The 17,118-nt window shown below is 51.0% G+C and carries 15 protein-coding genes; 5 read left to right on the top strand and 10 right to left on the bottom strand.

Going from position 1 to position 17,118, the window contains the following annotated elements; genetic code table 11:
- Nucleotides 1-245: 245 nt before the first annotated feature.
- Complete coding sequence (locus RRF56_RS00075; RefSeq protein WP_317033379.1) at nucleotides 246-1,220, bottom strand: glycosyltransferase family 2 protein; 975 nt, start codon at nucleotides 1,218-1,220, stop codon at nucleotides 246-248.
- A gap of 308 nt (nucleotides 1,221-1,528) precedes the next feature.
- Here RRF56_RS00075 and RRF56_RS00070 point away from each other — a divergent pair, with 308 nt between their 5' ends.
- The gene (locus RRF56_RS00070; RefSeq protein ID WP_317033378.1) at nucleotides 1,529-5,593 is read left to right on the top strand and encodes a glycosyltransferase; all 4,065 of its coding nucleotides are present in this window, start codon (nucleotides 1,529-1,531) and stop codon (nucleotides 5,591-5,593) included.
- A 23-nt stretch (nucleotides 5,594-5,616) separates the two neighbouring features.
- Here RRF56_RS00070 and RRF56_RS00065 read toward each other — a convergent pair whose 3' ends face one another.
- From RRF56_RS00065 to RRF56_RS00040, 6 genes are all read right to left on the bottom strand, one after another.
- Nucleotides 5,617-7,908, bottom strand: coding sequence for a glycosyltransferase (locus RRF56_RS00065; protein ID WP_317033377.1), 2,292 nt, complete (start codon nucleotides 7,906-7,908; stop codon nucleotides 5,617-5,619).
- An 871-nt stretch (nucleotides 7,909-8,779) separates the two neighbouring features.
- Entirely contained in the window at nucleotides 8,780-9,151 is a 372-nt protein-coding gene (locus RRF56_RS00060; RefSeq protein ID WP_317033376.1) for a hypothetical protein, read from the bottom strand.
- A 180-nt stretch (nucleotides 9,152-9,331) separates the two neighbouring features.
- On the bottom strand, nucleotides 9,332-9,586 hold the full coding sequence (locus RRF56_RS00055) for a helix-turn-helix domain-containing protein (protein ID WP_317033375.1): 255 nt from the start codon (nucleotides 9,584-9,586) through the stop codon (nucleotides 9,332-9,334).
- Between the two features lie 247 nt (nucleotides 9,587-9,833).
- Nucleotides 9,834-10,043 carry a hypothetical protein gene (locus RRF56_RS00050; protein WP_317033374.1) on the bottom strand — a complete coding sequence of 70 codons (210 nt, stop codon included), beginning with the start codon at nucleotides 10,041-10,043 and terminating at the stop codon, nucleotides 9,834-9,836.
- Nucleotides 10,044-10,191: 148 nt separating this feature from the next.
- The gene (locus tag RRF56_RS00045) at nucleotides 10,192-10,743 is read right to left on the bottom strand and encodes a hypothetical protein (RefSeq protein WP_317033373.1); all 552 of its coding nucleotides are present in this window, start codon (nucleotides 10,741-10,743) and stop codon (nucleotides 10,192-10,194) included.
- Nucleotides 10,740-10,940, bottom strand: a complete 201-nt coding sequence (locus RRF56_RS00040; RefSeq protein WP_317033372.1) for a hypothetical protein — start codon at nucleotides 10,938-10,940, stop codon at nucleotides 10,740-10,742. The genes RRF56_RS00045 and RRF56_RS00040 overlap by 4 nt, the downstream gene beginning before the upstream one ends.
- Before the next feature lie 1,247 nt (nucleotides 10,941-12,187).
- On the opposite strand from RRF56_RS00040, the gene RRF56_RS00035 reads away from it, so the two are divergent.
- Nucleotides 12,188-12,364, top strand: a complete 177-nt coding sequence (locus RRF56_RS00035; protein WP_317033371.1) for a hypothetical protein — start codon at nucleotides 12,188-12,190, stop codon at nucleotides 12,362-12,364.
- 119 nt (nucleotides 12,365-12,483) lie between these two features.
- Here RRF56_RS00035 and RRF56_RS00030 read toward each other — a convergent pair whose 3' ends face one another.
- Entirely contained in the window at nucleotides 12,484-12,624 is a 141-nt protein-coding gene (locus tag RRF56_RS00030) for a hypothetical protein (RefSeq protein ID WP_317033370.1), read from the bottom strand.
- Between the two features lie 814 nt (nucleotides 12,625-13,438).
- On the opposite strand from RRF56_RS00030, the gene RRF56_RS00025 reads away from it, so the two are divergent.
- Genes RRF56_RS00025 through RRF56_RS00015 form a run of 3 tightly spaced genes read left to right on the top strand, consistent with a single transcriptional unit; the run spans nucleotide 13,439 to nucleotide 16,470 of the window.
- Nucleotides 13,439-15,055, top strand: a complete 1,617-nt coding sequence (locus RRF56_RS00025) for a Mu transposase C-terminal domain-containing protein (RefSeq protein ID WP_317033369.1) — start codon at nucleotides 13,439-13,441, stop codon at nucleotides 15,053-15,055.
- Nucleotides 15,056-15,097: 42 nt separating this feature from the next.
- Nucleotides 15,098-15,925 (top strand): TniB family NTP-binding protein, encoded by an 828-nt coding sequence (locus tag RRF56_RS00020; protein ID WP_317033368.1) that lies wholly within the window; start codon nucleotides 15,098-15,100, stop codon nucleotides 15,923-15,925.
- Nucleotides 15,925-16,470 (top strand): TniQ family protein, encoded by a 546-nt coding sequence (locus tag RRF56_RS00015; RefSeq protein WP_317033367.1) that lies wholly within the window; start codon nucleotides 15,925-15,927, stop codon nucleotides 16,468-16,470. Before RRF56_RS00020 ends, RRF56_RS00015 begins: the two co-directional genes overlap by 1 nt.
- A 20-nt stretch (nucleotides 16,471-16,490) precedes the next feature.
- Here the strand turns inward: RRF56_RS00015 and RRF56_RS00010 are convergent, their stop codons facing one another.
- Nucleotides 16,491-16,811 (bottom strand): hypothetical protein, encoded by a 321-nt coding sequence (locus tag RRF56_RS00010; RefSeq protein ID WP_317033366.1) that lies wholly within the window; start codon nucleotides 16,809-16,811, stop codon nucleotides 16,491-16,493.
- 102 nt (nucleotides 16,812-16,913) lie between these two features.
- A partial coding sequence (locus RRF56_RS00005; RefSeq protein WP_317033365.1) for a hypothetical protein occupies nucleotides 16,914-17,118 on the bottom strand: 205 nt, incomplete at its 5' end.

The raw sequence follows: 17,118 nt of genomic DNA, 5'->3' as shown, positions 1-17,118 counted from the left end.
AACCTAACAGCGCCGCGATCGCCTCTAAGCCTTGGAAAATACACCAGTAAAACGCGATTGCCCGGTGAAAGTGAAGACCGCAGGCAGGCGGCGACCAATCTTTTCATCTTTAACTACTAGGTCACTGATGCCATGGTATCGTGATGTTTGCGGTGTTTACTCTTAGCTAGGCTATAGAGAATAGAAGCGGGTGATACAAACAGTCAGCGATTACGGCCTCATCTTACTATCCCCACTTGTTTAGATTAAGCATCTCTCCGGGGGCTTAATATAGGTTGAGGCTGAGCCGAGTGAAACTGGAGCCCAGAGCGCCACCCCTGCCGAATACCGGCGATCGCCTCTCCCAGATATTGCTGCAACACCTGATTGGGCAAGCGATGGGTCAATTTCAGCCGCAAGATTCTCAAAAAGCAACGATAGGTCAGCAATCCAGCCAAACGCATCCGAAACCAGAGCGAATCCTGGCAGTGGCTAGCCCCATGCTTGAGGGCAAAATAGGTCGTGTTCTTGGCCAGCGCATACCAGCAGGTCAAATGTCTACCATCTTGGCGATTGTGACTTGGCTGAACATAATGGTCAACCGTACAGTCAATGTGATGTATGGTATAGCCCGCTTCGAGCAGGCGTAAGCACACATCAGTTTCCTCTAGAAAATATTCAAAAAACTCATCAAAGCCACCAATCTGTAAAAGCGCCTCCCGTTTGTACGACGCATTGGCCCCCATCACCCCCGAAAACCAACCAGCACTCGATAGATAGCGCTGCTCCGACTCTAGCGACAGTACAGGCCGAGACCTACTCATGCGAGTGTGAACTCCCCTCGAAAACTGAAGCGGTGCCTTCGGTCGAGTCTGATCAGCCACAGCTCCTGCCACGCACCCGCAACGCCGTCCCTGCTCTTGGTGCGCCCTCCCATGGTGCTCCACCCAGTCCGCCGATGGAATAACATCATCATCCAGATATAAAACAATTTCCTGCGAGGCGGCTCTCAAGCCCAAGTTTCGCGCCACGCTCACATTTTTACATTCCGCAACAATAGTTTGAGTAATTAAATGTTTGTATTCTGATAAAACTGTGTTCGTATCATCTTGAGTAGGGCCTATAACAACAATTAGCTCCTGCAAGGTAGAACGCCAGCTCGATACTGAGTCCATGACCTGTCGGAGAGACGTACTCCTGCCTACAGTGCAGATGATCACAGACACCGAAAATTGCGTCATCCAAATTAACTTGACCTTAAAGAATCAACAACGAACTGAAAGTTATTGTATAGTAGATGATTAAATCAAGCGCAAAGAAGCGAAACCCGTTGACAAATTTAATAGTTAATATTTTTCATGAAAACAGTTAGTATAAATTCCCGTTATCAATCAATCGATTCACCAGCAAAAATCTTGCTATTCTCTACTTGAAATTCTAGATATTTTTGGCTTTGAAAAAAAGTACTGAAGATTAGTTAATCCTCAAAATTATGCTTTGTCAAGAGCGTCGATATATCGATTATACTGCCCCTAGTCTCTAGCTAAAAATGGCTGAATTTAAGGCTGTTCTTCAGCCCAGATTTGCAGAAAAAATAAACATTTCAACTCAAAAGATTGCTGTTTTAGTCAGTAACGAATTTGAGGGGCTAACTCATAACGGAGGAATTGGCACTTATTATACCAATCTCAGTCAAAAACTGTCTGCTGATAGCTGGACGGTTATTCTATTGCTTTGTCAAGCAAATCTTGAGCATCAAGAAAAATGTCAATTTGACCACATTGTGCAGGTTGTTTCAGTCGGGCAGATCCCCGAACTGTTAATCCTTCAACCGCTACATCAACACATTCTCAATGCAGCTCAGAGAGACCATGCCAGTCGTAGCTTCAGCTACCACAGCATCTGCTGCCTATTTTTTATTCAGGCTCTTGAATCAGCTTTTTCTGAGGCAATTATATATGCCGAATTTCCCGAGATTTGGGGTTTTGGCTACCACACGATTCAGGCAAAGCAAGCAGGGTATTTAAGTCATAATTGTTTGACCGGTGTAACATCCCACGGCAGCTTTGAATGGCTACGAGAGATCAACAGCCAGTATCAAAGTATAGATGACCGCTGGTTTTGGCAAGCCTACCATTGCGAACAGTTCTCCTATGAAAATGCAGACGTTACCTACTCTCCCTCCCAGTTCCTTAAGGAAAAGGTAGCTAGCTACGGCTGGAAAACGGATCATGTTAAACACTTACCCTATTTTATCCCTACTTTCCAACTGCCCCTAGAAGATAGCCCTGCTAAAACCATTGAAATTAAGCCCGATCACATTCCAGTAGTATTTTTTGGACGACTGGAAGAGCGCAAAGGGCTATGCGACTTTCTAGAGGCGGTGAAACTACTTGAGCCAACCGTTGCTGACCAAATCCACCTAATTTTTATGGGCAAGGTAGTTCCGCTTCATTCGCCCTGCCTAGCGGCCCTCAATAGCCAGCACTACATTGAACGCGAATTGAGCGATGAATTTACCTATACCTTATGTACTGATTTCTCCAGTCAGGAAGCGGTTGCTGCGATCGCAAACTTAAACCACCCTATCGTCTGCCTTACCAGTTTGCAAGAGAACTTTCCAAATGCTGCCTTAGAAATGGGACAGTTGCCGGTTCACTTGGTTGTATCAGACACTGGCGGCTTTCATGAAACGCTAGACCTAACTCAGCGTACAGACGCAGTTCATTGGTTTCATCCTGGCAATGCTAATTCCCTAGTCCAGGTGCTTACTCAAGCTGTAAAATTTGTTTCTGATCAGCCTTCCATTCTGTTCCCTGAAACTCATCACCAAATCAACCAGCACTTGCTCAATCAGCGACTAGAATATATGAGCCAAGCCTTTCTCGCGGTTGCGCCAAAAGAGCCATTAACGCCAGATGTGACCCTCATCCTGATCTGTCGGCAGTCTGGTGATTCAGTGCTGGAGTGTCTGACTAGCTTAGCCGCACAGACCTATGAGCATCTGAATATAACCGTGGTAGTACCCGCCGGGGCTGATGAACCCACTGTGGCAGCGATCGCTCAGGCCCAAACCCAGTTTCCCGACTACAAATATCTTACAGTTGAAGACGGTTGGAGTTTAGGGATAACCTATAACCATCTAATTCAGCAAGCAACGGAAAATTATATCCTCTTTTTCCCTGCCAATCAGGTGGCCACAGCAGACATGCTTGAGCGGTTAGTAACTGCTGCCAATGAATCTGATGCTGTTGCCGTTGTTTGTCCACAGTTGGTGCTGTCAAATGACGATCAGCCAGAACACATCACCTTGGTTGACGGCAATTTGCTCAAGTTGTTAGAGTTCAACCACCACTATGATCTCACAGCATTATTTGCTCGCTCCTTTCTAAACGCTTTCCCCTTTAACGAAGAACAGGGCCTGCTGGGATTGAACTGGCAACTATTTGCCGCTGCGATCGCGACAGATCAGCCTATTGCCTACTATCCATATCCGCTATACACTATCCAGGCCAATGCAGATGTGATGATTCCCGCGACAAATTGGCCCAAAGAGCGGTACTACCTGCGTCAGTTCCTCGGTCAAATTCCATCTGATCAGTGGCACCGCCGTCAAATTAATCTGCTGCTAACCGGATTTGAGCAGATCACTCAACGTGTTACCCCTCAGCAATCGTTGCCTACTCCTTCTTCTCCCCAAGATCAGGCGTGGCAAATCACAGCTCAGCAGCTGCAATCAGAGCTTGTTCAGGCCCAAGCACGTCTTCAGCGCTTCGAACCCTGGAATCAAGAATTGCAAGCGGGTAAAGCCTGGTTAGAATCCCAGTGGCAAAGCTGGATGCTGAAGGCTCAAAAAGCAGAAGCTGAAAGCTCACAACTGCAATCACTAATTCATGAAATGCAGGCCAGCAAATTTTGGCGACTCCGCCGAGGCTGGCTTAAGCTGAAACGCCATCTTGGCCAGTTTCAAAGCGATCCTCTACTGCCACCTGCTCATACCTATACACCCGGCGTACAGGCTTTTATCGCCCGCATGGCAGGGCAAAAAGTTCGCTTCTTTCAGCCAGAAGCTACTTCGCTCCCAGTTGTAACAGTTATTTCCTCTTGCGTCCAAGGCTATGAATACCTGGAAACTACCTACCGTAGCATTACCAATCAGACCTTACAAAGCTTTGAATGGTTGCTGGTTAAAGACAGTTCGACTACGCCGGAGTACAACGGCTTACTCACTTCTTTATCGCAGAGAACACCGAAGATTCGTCTTCTTGCCCAGGAAAGCTCTAGCAATGTTGCAGCCCACTACAACCAGGCAATCTCGCAGGCTCAAGGTCAGTACCTCTGCTTCGTTGATATTGGCGCTGTACTCGACCCGACCTACTTAGAAAAATGTGTTCTCTTTCTAGAAAGTCATCCTCCAGTGGCGGTTGTGAATAGCTACTCCGTTGTGTTTCAATCCCAAGAACACTGGTGGCAAACTGAACTTAACTATCTCCACGTTCTTATAAATGAATCAGGGCTCTTCTGTCATCCGGTTTATCGCAAGGTAGCTGTTGACGAAGCGGGTGGATTTGATGAATCGTTATTGTGCTGCGCTGAGTGGGATTACTGCCTCAAGATCATGGCACAGAGTTCTACTCATCATCTCGGTTGGACAATTCCTGAGTATTTAGATGGCTACCGAGCCACACCACATACTGCGCCCGCACTCTCGCCTTCTCCCACGGCAGAATTTCAACACACCCTCTCAGCTATCCGATCTCGCTATCACAATAAGCTTTCTAATCAGCCCATTGTGTCGTTAGTACCACCTCCGTTGATCCTGGATACACTAAATGAGCGGTTTCAGATAGCTAACCAACGTCCAGCAATTAAGCCGAGCAAACGGGTCATGCTGCTCAGTGACGCACTAGATACGAGTGAGATGGCTAAATGGAATTGTGATCTAGTTAGTTGGTTAACAGAGTGTGGCTACGAAGTTGTGATTATAACAACTTCAACGTCAGACCACGCCTGCCAAGAATATTTCTACCCAGCCACCGCTGATATTTTTCATCTACCTAACCTATTCAATCAAGCCTATTGGTTAGCTTGTATCCGTTACTTGCTGAAAGCACGGCGAGCGGATGCTGTTTTTGTATCTGGCTCAACCATTGCCGAGTCGTTTCTGCCGATAATCCGCGCCGAGTTTCCACAGGTTGCTCTGCTGATCTATACCCATCTCAACAACCAGCAGCATAACCAGCATGGACATCATTCAGCCATGCAGGACCACGACCCTTACCTGGACTACTACTTAGCTGCATCTTATCGGCAGGCTAGAAGCTATACAGCGTCTCATCCCAACTCTCCCACCAAAACGAAAGTTTGTCGGTCTTATCCCGATGTAGAAGCCGCTTTGGCAAAAGCCATCCAAAGGCGTCAGGGTTTTGCTCAACCGACAACGATGCCCAATAGGGAGCAGGCTGTTTGGGAATTACTCGAAGACTTGCAAACATTAATGACAGCAGAACCGACAACAGCCAGCCAACCTACAGCCGTTCCAACTGAATTATTGACAGAACCGACCATTCGCCAACTAACCAAGCTTTTATTGAAAAAAATCGTAAAAAGGTGATAAGGCAGACCATTCAAACAACCTTAGCTTAAGAGATCAACCCCAAAGTATGCACTTGCCGCTTTTTGAACATCAGCCAACTCTAACCAGTCACAAGGATCAAGATTTGCGATCGCGTCCTTAAACTCTATTTTTGCTCTTTCAAAGTTTCTGATATGAACAAAGTACATCACTTTAGCCGCTAAAATATTCGGTCTCATTTTCTCAGCCGTAATATTCAGCGAATAGGCAAAGGTTGCTTCAACTTCCGCCTCTGTAAAGCTACTAAATGAATAAACTTCTTGTAGAACTCTATTTGAGATCGGTTTAACAAGCTGAAATACTCTAGAGGAATAAATAAAAGGATGCTCAATTGGAACTAGATAGTCCCTTAACCGATACATCAGCAGATGAATCCAAACAGTATAAAAGTGAGCGAAATCCTGATGGATGATGAATGACAACCCTGGAATCAGACGAGGAAAGAAGTTTTTCAAAATACTGTTTGCTAATTCCCAAGATTTCATCGCATCAATAAATAAGCACTCAATTTCGCCCTGCCCCCAACCGATTTCTGTCAGATCACCAGGATAGACTTCGACAAAATGCTTCCAGGGACTAATTCGCTCTAGATACTCATCTAAGAAACTATCTCCGTCACTATATTTGCCTTGCAGTGAAGTACCCAGAACGCTTTGCTCCATGTTTGCTGTTGTCTGCCAAACAAAGAGATCATAAGCATGAATTCGTTGGTCTTTATTGATGACAGAAGCATTGTTCTCAAGGCCCATTGCCAAAGAAATCGTAGATGAACCAAACCAGCAGCCGAGTTCTACAATCTCTCCTCGGCCTGAATATTCATTTTGAGCATAATTTTCTAAGAAAAGTTGCTCTTCCATAGATGTCATACCTAGTACCCATCGCCTGGTTTGACTGCTGCCTTCGTGCCCATCTTCTAAAAGTTCTAAAGGGAAAGCTTGCCTCATGTACTCAAGCCTTTGATTCAGCAAGCGCCGATTGACAAAATGAAGAAACTCTCTATAGGGTGCGCTGATTTTTTCTGGATGCACTGCTAATACTTGAGTGATAGTCTTTGCTAGTGAATTTGAATTTTTCGGGCTAAACCAATGTACTCCCTGAGTATGCCCAATCAAACTCAGTGTCTCTCGAAATCCACCTGTGTCAGCAACGACTAGACTAATTGGCAATTGCCCCATTTCTAAGGCAGCATTAGGGAAATTTTCTTGGTGGCTAGTTAGACAGACAATTGGATTATCTAGGCTGCTAATTAGCTGAATTGCATCTTGACTAAACAAATCAATAATAATGTTATATTGGTACTCTTTGTCTAATACTTGCTGAATGTAGTCTTGGCTGTCTAATCCTTGTAAATCCGTCGTATGAAGTTCAACATTTTTGCCTAAGAAAATGATATGAATTTTTTCTATGATGCTGCGATCAAGCAGCCGAAGTGATTCTAGAAAAGTTAATAGTCCCTTTCTCTCCTCTAGTCGACCAAAAAAGACTAGTGGGACAGAAGAATCTTTAATCGGCAGTTGAAAATTGCTTCCAGAGGTGGCAGGTTCTGACGTTGCTTCAATTACTGGAAAGCAATAGGGCAAATGCAAGGCGTGGTCAGTTTTCCAGCCGTATTTTTCTACTTTTTCCTTTAAATAGTGAGAAAGAAAAAAGGCTAAATCAGCGTGCTCAAAAGAATACTGCTCATAATGGCTTGTTTGCCAAAACCATTGAGGACTAGCTTGATTATAGTGTTCATGAGCTTCAGTAAGCCACTCCTGGCCGCTATGCAGGGTAACTGCGATCGCACAATTTTTCCCTAGAATTCCTGCCTGTTTTGCTTGTATGGTTTGGTATCCAAAACCCAGCATCTCTGGGAACTCAACGTATATATAGGCATGCGGGAAAGTTTTGGCGATCGCCTGAGTAAAAAATAGTGCGCAATAGCTTTCATAAGTTACCCATTCCCATGGCTTAAGCTGAGACAACAAAGCCTGGTGAGTGGGTTGTAGATCCAGCACTTGATTGCACTCGCTAGTCAAAAAAACCTGTCCCACAGTAGGGATAGTTGACTTACTCACGATTATTCCCTGGCTTTGGCATAGTAATAGCACCACATAGAACCCTTCCGTAGCCAGGTTCTTACTAAGCGTGCAGTAATAAGTACCAATGCCGCCATTCCTAAAAATGCCCTCATACTCAGAGGTAACCAATAGTGCTACTCGATTGGTAGATTGAGGCACATTGTTAATGATTCCCCGCCTGAAAGAGACATCAGTGACGTTGCCGTAATTGTTTAAGAAAGGCAGTTTTTTCATCTGAATATCTCAAATTAAGATTTTATTTGCCAGAAAAGTTTCTAGTATATCCCGAATTTCTCACTGGCCTTGCCGCTGGGGCTGTGGCGACGTTGACCAGGGTATACAGCATTTCTCAGCCTGTTGAGGTACAGCAAAAGACCCGAAACACTTGCTATGTAGGAATCTCAGATCTTGATTCGTACCTCACTAGAGTGGAAAACGCTGTAAGCGTTCGGGACAGCTTCCGGCCGTTCCAGGGCCATTTGAGCGGGGCTAGGTGGCCGCGCCTCATTTCCCCCAGAACAAAGACGTTCCGGTTGGGGTGGCCCTGGGTTCTCCAGCCAGTAGGGTTTTATCTCCGGCAGCAGGGCTAGCTGTATTCCTTTGAGCGTTGCCATTACACTCTTTCAATCCTGATCTGGCGGTGGCGCTCTTGCTTGAGCATGATCTTTTAGCCCATCTGCTGTAGATCATAGCGACAGTGGCACGGGTTGCAGAGCGCTTTCAGGTTGGTGTGATCGTAGTCTGATGAAACGTGGTTCAGGTGGGCAACCGTCATTAACCAGCGTGGGGGGAATGCTTTGAAGTCAGCCATCACAGGGCACTCGTCAGGGATACCGGTGGTGCGAATGCGATCGCAGAACTCCTCGACTAATTCTTTTGGGCGAATGCAGGTACAATCGCAAGTCTCCTACCTGTCCTCTACCAGTGCCATTGCCAGAATCCTCCTGACTAGGTTTCTCTTTGCCACCGCTCCCATTTCCACCGCTCACCCCAGGGCACACTTGTAGCACCGTACCGATAGGGCAGGGCCATTGCTGTCGATCGGGGCAGGGCACCGCTGGCCCATGGGGGGCTTTATGGGGAAGAGAGAGGCGGCCTGATCGCGCTATCGGGCCACCCCAGCCAGGGACTCAGCAGTGATGGGGGCACCGCGTCGTAGTTCCTGCCATTGGGCCTCGATGGGCTGGTAGCTGCACACACAAATCATAATTGTCATGTCGGTGTCGGGGCTGTTGAATTGCTGCACCTCAGCCACGACCCAGTCTCCATCCTTGCCATGGGTGACACCGTTGCCGGGGTCTGTCAGGTTGGCATAATCCCGAGTGCGATCGCCCACCTTGGGGATCTGCTCTGACCAGTTCCATTCCTCAGCCAGGATGGCCGTCAGTCCACCGTTAGGCGAAAGGTGGCGATCCTCCCACCCTGGGGCGCTACTGGAGTCTGCTTTGTAGATGATCCAGGTTTCGTTAGTCGCCATAACGGGTGTCCTCAAATCTGGTTTGTTCACTCTAAAACACACAATCGACCTTGGAGTATAGGGTCTTTGTTCCGCCTCACATTTTTTAATCCCACCCATTGCGCCTGCCCATCTCACGGCACTGTTCCGGGTCAGTGGCGGCATGGATGTTCTCCTGGGAGCGATCGCTCTGCGACTTGCTCATGCGCCCGACTCCCTATCTTCGAGGAGGTCAACGCCTCGTACTGTTCCCCCAAATTTAGACAACGTAGTGAGCGCCGCAGCAATCTGGTCAAGGCGATGGCCGTTGATTTTGGGCATTGTTTCAGCCGTGCGCAGTGCCGACACAGCATTGGTGCTAATGCCCAGCTCATCAGCCAGCGCCTTTCCCGAAACCCGATGCCGGGCCATTAACTCATTCAGCCGCCACATTGTCGGCATCAAACCCGCGCTCATAGGACAACTCCATTACGGTACAGGGCAAGCGTAGCCCATATCAATCAAAGTTGCACTTGTAAATATAAATATCAAGCTTAGATGAATGTAGTGGCCTCTGGGGAGAGTGCGATCGCAACGTCTTGTCGGCTTAGCCCTCCTTTGCAACGTTGTTTTGGTGCTGTAGCGGCTGCTCGAAGCGTATTCCCACAGAGAGGGGAGCAGCGATCGCACCCTGCCGGAGGGGTTTACAGGAGCCCTCCGGGGATTAGCCGTCGAATCTGAACTGGGTCAACCAGTTAGGCCCGCCGCCATTCCTGACGTGTTGTAGTTCGGGCTTGTACGGGCTCAGGGAACGGGGGTACACACCGGTTTCCCAACAGACTCTCAGCTTGGCCTTCCACTGCCGCCCAAAGCTCTCTCTGGCCTTTTCCAGGGCGTAGTATTGGCTGTTCGTTGCTTCAAAGGTGGTGTTCATGGTGTTTCGGTGATAGGGGTATCTGCTGTCTCTGTAGCGGTTGGGGAGGCTGCGATCGCAAGGTGCTGTAGCGAGTCGAGGGGGATGCGATCGCAATCGCCTTTGGGGTGTGTATTGCCCTACCCCCAGGGCGAGACGGCTAGGAGAGTTATGCGAGAAGGTCAGCGGGGAGGACGGATGCTAGGGCTGAGCGGATGTCGCCGTTACGCATGTGTTTTTTGTGACCTCTAGAGTGCCGCCATTGGAGGTTGACGAGGTTGGCGAGAGCGCGGAGTTTGTTGGTAGCGGTGCCGGTGCTGTTGAGGATGGCCTGCACCTGGTCGGGGTGGATGGTGGTGCTGCTAGTGGAGGGGAGGTCAAGCAGGGTAGCAGCGGAATTGACATCGGCCTGGGGCAGGGCAGCGCCGCCATCGAGGGGGTCGATCGCATTGTCAATGCGTAGAGCCAGTGCGTAGGCTTCGGTGGCCCATTGGGCCTCGTAGAAGCGACGAGCGGCCTTGCCTGCTTGGAGGGTATAGAGGCAGGCGAGGAAAGCCAGCCAACCAGCGATCTGGAGCAGGATTGAGAGAGTGTGGTAGACGTCGAGGGCGCGATCGCTTCGCAGTACTTGCCAGGTGTGTCGGGAGGCGTTGGCCAGGATGGAAGGGGCGATCGCGTAGGGGGCCAGCAGGGGGGAAACGAGAGCTTGAGTAGGGTTCATGGGGGATTGCCTGAACGTGAGGGGTGGGGTGCCCTCATAGCGCTGAGGGCAAGCGTTGGGGAGAAGCCGTGGACGGATTCAGCAGGGGGTTGGAGGGGCTGCTGGTAGCGGCTGAGGTATTGCACATCTCTGGGGTCTAGCCCTAGGGCGAGGTGCCGTTTGATCTCGGGTTGGGGGGTGGCGATGGCAGTGGTCATGGGGTGTTTCCCCATTTGGCTGACTACTACATAATATCTTAACTGCAATAAATATGCAATAGCAGTCAAATTGTTTATAGCTAAATCTATTGCAGTTTGTGGGTCTTAGTAAATCTGTCGCGTGCCACGATAAATGTCATCGTTGTGCCACGATAATTGTCATGGGTGCTAGAACGGTTGCCTGCTGGGACATCTATCGATCTTGGGTCTGAGCCAGCGACATGATGATGAGCCGACGTTCAAGGTTGCGATCGCGTCCGTAATGCTTGTCCCGCAGGGGTTTGGGGATTTGATGACAAATAACGTGGCACAAAATTGATGACAAATAATGTGGCACGTGAAAGAGGCTAGTAAGATCGGCAAAACGGTTGTGCTGCGGTGATTTGAGAGCCTTTAGAGAACTCGAATTAAAATTGCAGAGAATGACAAATATCGTGGCACGTGAGACTGGCGAAAAACGTGAACCCCTGGCTCTGCCGCCACTAGAGCGAGAGTCTTTGTCCTTCACTGGAAAAGGTGATCTAATGCGATCGCCGCGCTCAAGGAGAGCGTGTGGATACCCTCTCTGCGCTGGGGGCAGGTGGCGGGCGAGACATGGTGAAAGGTTACAGCAGGGGGTTGGAGGGGCTGCTGAGGGATTGCATGTCCCTGGGAGCTAGCCCTAGGGCGAGGAGGCATTCTACTCCATAACATCAACATCCTGACTTAAACCAGTATTCAATAGCAGCTAGGGTTATTTATAGCTAAATCCATTGCAGTCTATAGGTCTTTGCATATTTATTGTGGCACGAGATAGAGGCGATTAGACGTGGCCGAAACCCTTGTGAGATAAGGGTTTCAAGGCTTTGCCTGAAACCAGGGGCAACGGTGGTCAACGGCCAAATATCGTGGCACATGAGAACGACGAAAAAAAGGAAATTGAAGCGGCGATCGCCCATCCTCATCCCGTCGCGCTTCCTTGTCGTTACCGAAGATCGCGACGACGATAGATAGTTTCGGCAGAGGGATGGTTGTTGGCAGAGACTTGGGATGTAGCCTTAGGCGCATAGGTTGCGACGACATTGACGGGGTAGATGACGCGATCGATTCTTAGAGCCAGTGGCTGCTGCCTCAGCGTCACATTCGGTGTCGTAGCGTCGTGCGGCCCGCCCTGCCTGGACACCCTATAAGCAGGGGGGGAAAGCCAGTCAGCCCGTGCTCTGGAGCATGATTCAGAGAGTGCGGTAGAAGTCGATGGCGCGATCGTTATGCCCAAGGCCTGCCAGGTGTTGCGGGTGGCAGAGACAAGGATGCTAGCGGGCGATTGCATTCATCGTTGTCATAGTGGGCTGCGATCGCCCACTGTGACGACGAACAGCCAGAGCATCGGTGTAGTAGACCCATGCCAGCGCGATCGCCAATCTCTTGAGTGGTGGCCCCCGTAACGCTGTGCAGGGCCATGGGTAGGGTTCTGCTGCTGGAGAGGGTGCGATCGTGGCGTGCGATCGCTGCGCTCAAGGATGGTGTGGGGGTACCTCCCTGCGCTGAGGACTGGCGGTTCGAGCTATTTGATAGAGAAGCTGTAGAAGGCTTCAGCAGGGGGTTGGAGGGGCTGCTGGTGGTTGCTGAGGTATTGCACGTCCCTGGGGTCTAACCCTAGGGTGAGGAGCCGCTTTACATCGGGTTTGGGGGTGGCGATGGTCATGGAGTGTTGCTCCTGTTTGGCTGACTACACACGACGACAAGACTGCAATAAATACAGAATAGTAGTCAGGATAAAGTTTAGCGAGTTACGTTGCAGTCTAGAAGTTGTAAGCGATGATGCAGGGGTGCGATCGCACGTCTTAGGGGCTGAAAGCATTGGAATCTCGTAGAAATTGATTGATACAGATTCCTTATGTCGCCATAGAATATGAGGTTTTATATATTGAATACAGGTATAGAAATAGCATAAAGGATAGGAATATTTTATAGGAGTCGGGGATCACTGGGGATCGGCGCAGGGGTTGAAAGGGCCAAAAGCCTTTATCCATAGGGACTTTGGGGGTTTAAGAGGGTTGCGATCGCATAATGGGGATCACGGCAAAAGGTACAGAAATATAAGAAATAAAGATATAAGAATGGTTTATAGGGGTATAGAGGGTGCAGTCTAGAGTTTTTTGGAATTTGTCGCGTGCCACGATATTTGTCATCGTTGTGCCACGATAATTGTCATGGCGGCTAGAACAGTTGCCTGCTGGGGCTTCCAGCGATTTTGGGGCTGATTCAGCGCCGTGATCGGGGCCGCTGTTCGAGGTTGCGATTGCGCCTGGAGTGCTTGTCCTATAAGGGTTTGGGGATTTGATGACAAATATTGTGGCACGAATTTGATGACAAATATCGTGGCACAAAAAAGGTGCTGGTAAAGAACGGTAAAACGGTTGTGCTGCAATGCTTTGAGAGGGTTTAGAGTAGCAGAATTAAAAGTGCAGAGAATGACAAATATCGTGGCACGTGAGAAAGGTGAAAAAAGTGAACCGGTGACATTGCCGCACCTAGAGACACTGTCCTTAGACGAACGCCGCCGCCTGGAGGTCATTCAAGGCCTAGAACGCTATCGCGGTCAATCCACGTACCGAGAGGTGGAGGCTGCGGCAGCCGCCACTCTGAGCTTGAGCGTGCGCAATCTGAAGCGGTTAGTGCGTCACTATCGCGAACGGGGCATTGAGGGCTTGAAGCGCCAAGTACGCTTCGACGAAGGCAATGTGAGAGTGGACGATAGCTGGCGGGAATTCATCCTTGAGCGCTACCGCAACGGGAACCGAGGCACCCGTAAAACGAGCCGTGCCCAAATCGCCAAACAAGTCGCCAGCCACGCCGCCGCCATCGGTAGCCCCAATTATCCGAGCCGTCGCACGGTATACCGCATCCTGTCGGGTGAGATTAGGCAAGCCGAGCAAAAGCAGAAGCAACGCTCCATCGGCTGGCAGGGAGATACCCTGACGCTGACCGCAAAATCAGGGATTGAGATCGCCGTTGAATACAGCAACCAGGTATGGCAATGCGACCACACACCAGCCGATATTGTGGTCGTCGATAGCCAAGGCGACGTTTTGGGTCGACCGACCTTGACCACCGTCATCGACACCTACTCGCGATGCATCATGGGGATACACCTGGGCCTGGAACCCCCCAGTGCCGCCGTCACCGGCTTAGCCCTGCGCCACGCGATCCTGCCGAAACAGTATCAACGGGGCTACGAACCCGAAGCCCTGTGGGAGAGCTACGGCGTCCCGAAGTACCTGTACACCGACGCCGGTTCCGACTTCACCTCAGCCCACATCGATCAAGTCGCCAGCCGATTAGGCATCGTGCTGTGCCTGCGTCGCCGTCCCGCCGAAGGCGGCATCGTCGAACGGCCCTTCGGCACCCTCAACCGTGAATTCTTCTCCACCCTACCGGGCTATACCACCGCCAACGCCAAGCCCCATCTAGCGTCGATCAACGCAGACGCCTGCCTGAGCCTAGAGCAACTAGAGGGCCTGCTCATCCGCTACATCGTGGATAACTACAACCAGCAACCGGACGCCCGCGATCGCCAACACAGTCGGATAGAGCGGTGGCGCGCCGGACAGATGGCCCAAGGGAAACCCCCAGACGAACGAGAACTGGACTTACTGCTGATGCGCCAACAGCGCCGCCGCATTTACCAGGGCGGGTACCTGCGCTTTGCCAACCTGATTTATCGCGGCGAATACCTATCAGGCCATGCCGGAGCCGACGTCGTCCTCCGCTATGACCCCCGAGACATCACCACCGTCCTGGTGTACCAACCCCAGGGTACGACCGACGTCTTTTTAGCCCGTGCCCACGCCCAAAACCTCGAAACAGAACGCCTCTCGCTAGCCGAAGCCAAAGCCATCAGTCGTCGTTTGCGCGAAGCTCGCACCGAGATTACCAATCAGTCCATCCTCAGCGAGATTCAATCTCGCGTGCAATTCATTGACGAGCTGCTGTCAGCGCCCCCGCTGCCCGCCAACCACGAAGACCTACCGTCCGACGAAGCAAGCGAGCCTGAATCGTCCCCGGCCCCTAAGCCCCTACCCGCCATACGCGTCTACGACTACGAGCAACTGCGTCAATCGCACGGCCTTTAAGCGCCCTCAACATCAACCCCCCCTTCCGGAGCCTCCTATCCCATGTCTCCCTCCCCTGCTGCCGACCCCAATCCTGCGATCGCCGACGTGAATGAGCGAATTCGAGACCTGGGCCGTCGTCGCGTCCTGGAACTGCCCCAGATGTTGGAATTTCATACCTGGCTAGACGGTAAACGCTTAGCCAGACAATCCTGCCGAGTCATCGGGGAATCGCGTACCGGCAAGACCGTGAGCTGTGATACCTACCACCTCAAATCCAAAGTGACCCAGCGACCCGGTGAAGCCCCCCTGATACCAGTGATGTACTGGCACTGTCGTGAGAACCTCTCCGTGAGCAACCTGTTGGTCGGCCTGCTAGAAAGCCTTCAGTATCAAGCCACGCGAGGGCGCATCCCTGAACTCCGGGAGCGGGTCTACCACGTGCTCCGGAGTTGCCAGGTTGAGATGATCATCTTCGACGAAGCCCAACGGGTAACCGCTCAAGCGATGTCTGAAATTAGAGACATATCCGACCTCTTAGAGATTGCCGTCGTGCTAGTGGGCACCGATCGGCTCAACGCCGTCATTCAACGTGATGAACAAGTCCTCTATCGATTTCTATCGGCCTATCGCTTTTCTCGACTCAGCAGTGAAGAACTTCAGGAGATGACCGCCCTCTGGGAAGAGCATGTGCTGCAATTACCCAAACCCTCCAACCTGGCCAACCCGAAAGCCCAGAGCCTGCTGCTCCAGGCCAGCCGAGGCTATATTGGCGTCCTGAATCAAATCCTCTGTGAAGCCGCCATTCGGGCCTTGCAACGCGGTCAGCCACGCATTGAGTTGCCCTTACTGCGACAAGTGGTCAAAGAATGTTCACTGGCGATCAAGTAATGGCCGGAGACCCGTCTTCACCAGCACCAGCAGCAGCACCAGCCTCCGTTACCCCTTGGCTGTTCCAGGTCGAGCCTCATGCTGACGAGAGCTTTGGTCACTTTTTGGGGCGATTTCGTCGAGCCAATCGCCTCAGTAGTGCCCAGTTATCGGCCATGCTGGGACAGCGATCCTATGTCGTCTCCTATTGGGAAAGCCCCTCTCGCCAGCGGCGACCGACCCCCGGTTCTCTTCAGCAGCTCTCCCAGATGAGCGGTGTTGCGATCGCCCGCCTCCATGGGATGTGGTCACCCTCCGACACCCGATTGCATTGGCCCACGCGGTTGTGTCCTGACTGTTACGCCGAAGCCCCCTGGCACAGACTCACCTGGCAATTGAGTGCCCAACCCGATTGCGAAATCCATCAGCGGCGGCGCAGCCGTCCTGGAAGGGCATCCCTATTAGCTCAATGTCCCCGCTGTCATCATGCGTTTCCACTGCCGAGCCATTGGGTCAGCGGCCAGTGTGCTCATTGCCAACTCCCGTTCGCGCAGATGCGGTTTTAGCGAACTGCCACGTACCCGCTCTAGGGTTGAGGTGTCAACTTAATTGACCAGCTAACTTCGCGTCCAGCTACTGGCTCGTGGGTTTGTTGGAACCGCTGCTTCAGCTGCTTCAAGCGTTGTTCCTGTTCGGTAATGTCGCTCGGGTAGTTCCATTGGCCCGGCGTGAGCCGACGAAAGATGACCGCTGACTCGCGCTGGAGTTGGGATGCTGCTTGAGTCGCGCAGGCGTCAAAGAAAGCTGGTTTTAGAGCTTCAATTTGGGTTTCGAGTTGAGCTAACTGAATCCGGAGCGCCACCATTTGATCAATTACATCGCTAGGCTCAGCCGTGGTTCTGGTCATTGATGGCCTAAAGAATTTTGTCGCTCATCATGATAGGAGTGATGCCGTATCCCTCATGCCAGACTGGCTACCAAAGGGTCTACTGCGCGTACCTGGCAGCCTTCAGGGGGAGTTGGTGCGATCGCTCTGTTGTGCCTTGCTGCGATCGCACCCATCGTCGTCATAGTGGGCTGCGATGGGTGCGATCGCTTGAGTCATGGCCCCCGCAACGTTGTGCAGAGCCATTGGTAGGGTTCTGCTGCTGGAGAGGGTGCGATCGTGGTGAGTGAGCCAGTGCGATCGCTGGGTTCGAGGATAGTGTGCGGGT

The sequence above is a fragment of the Nodosilinea sp. E11 genome (genome assembly GCF_032813545.1).
Classification (GTDB): Bacteria; Cyanobacteriota; Cyanobacteriia; order Phormidesmidales; family Phormidesmidaceae; genus Nodosilinea.
This window is presented reverse-complemented; position numbering and strand designations above follow the sequence as displayed.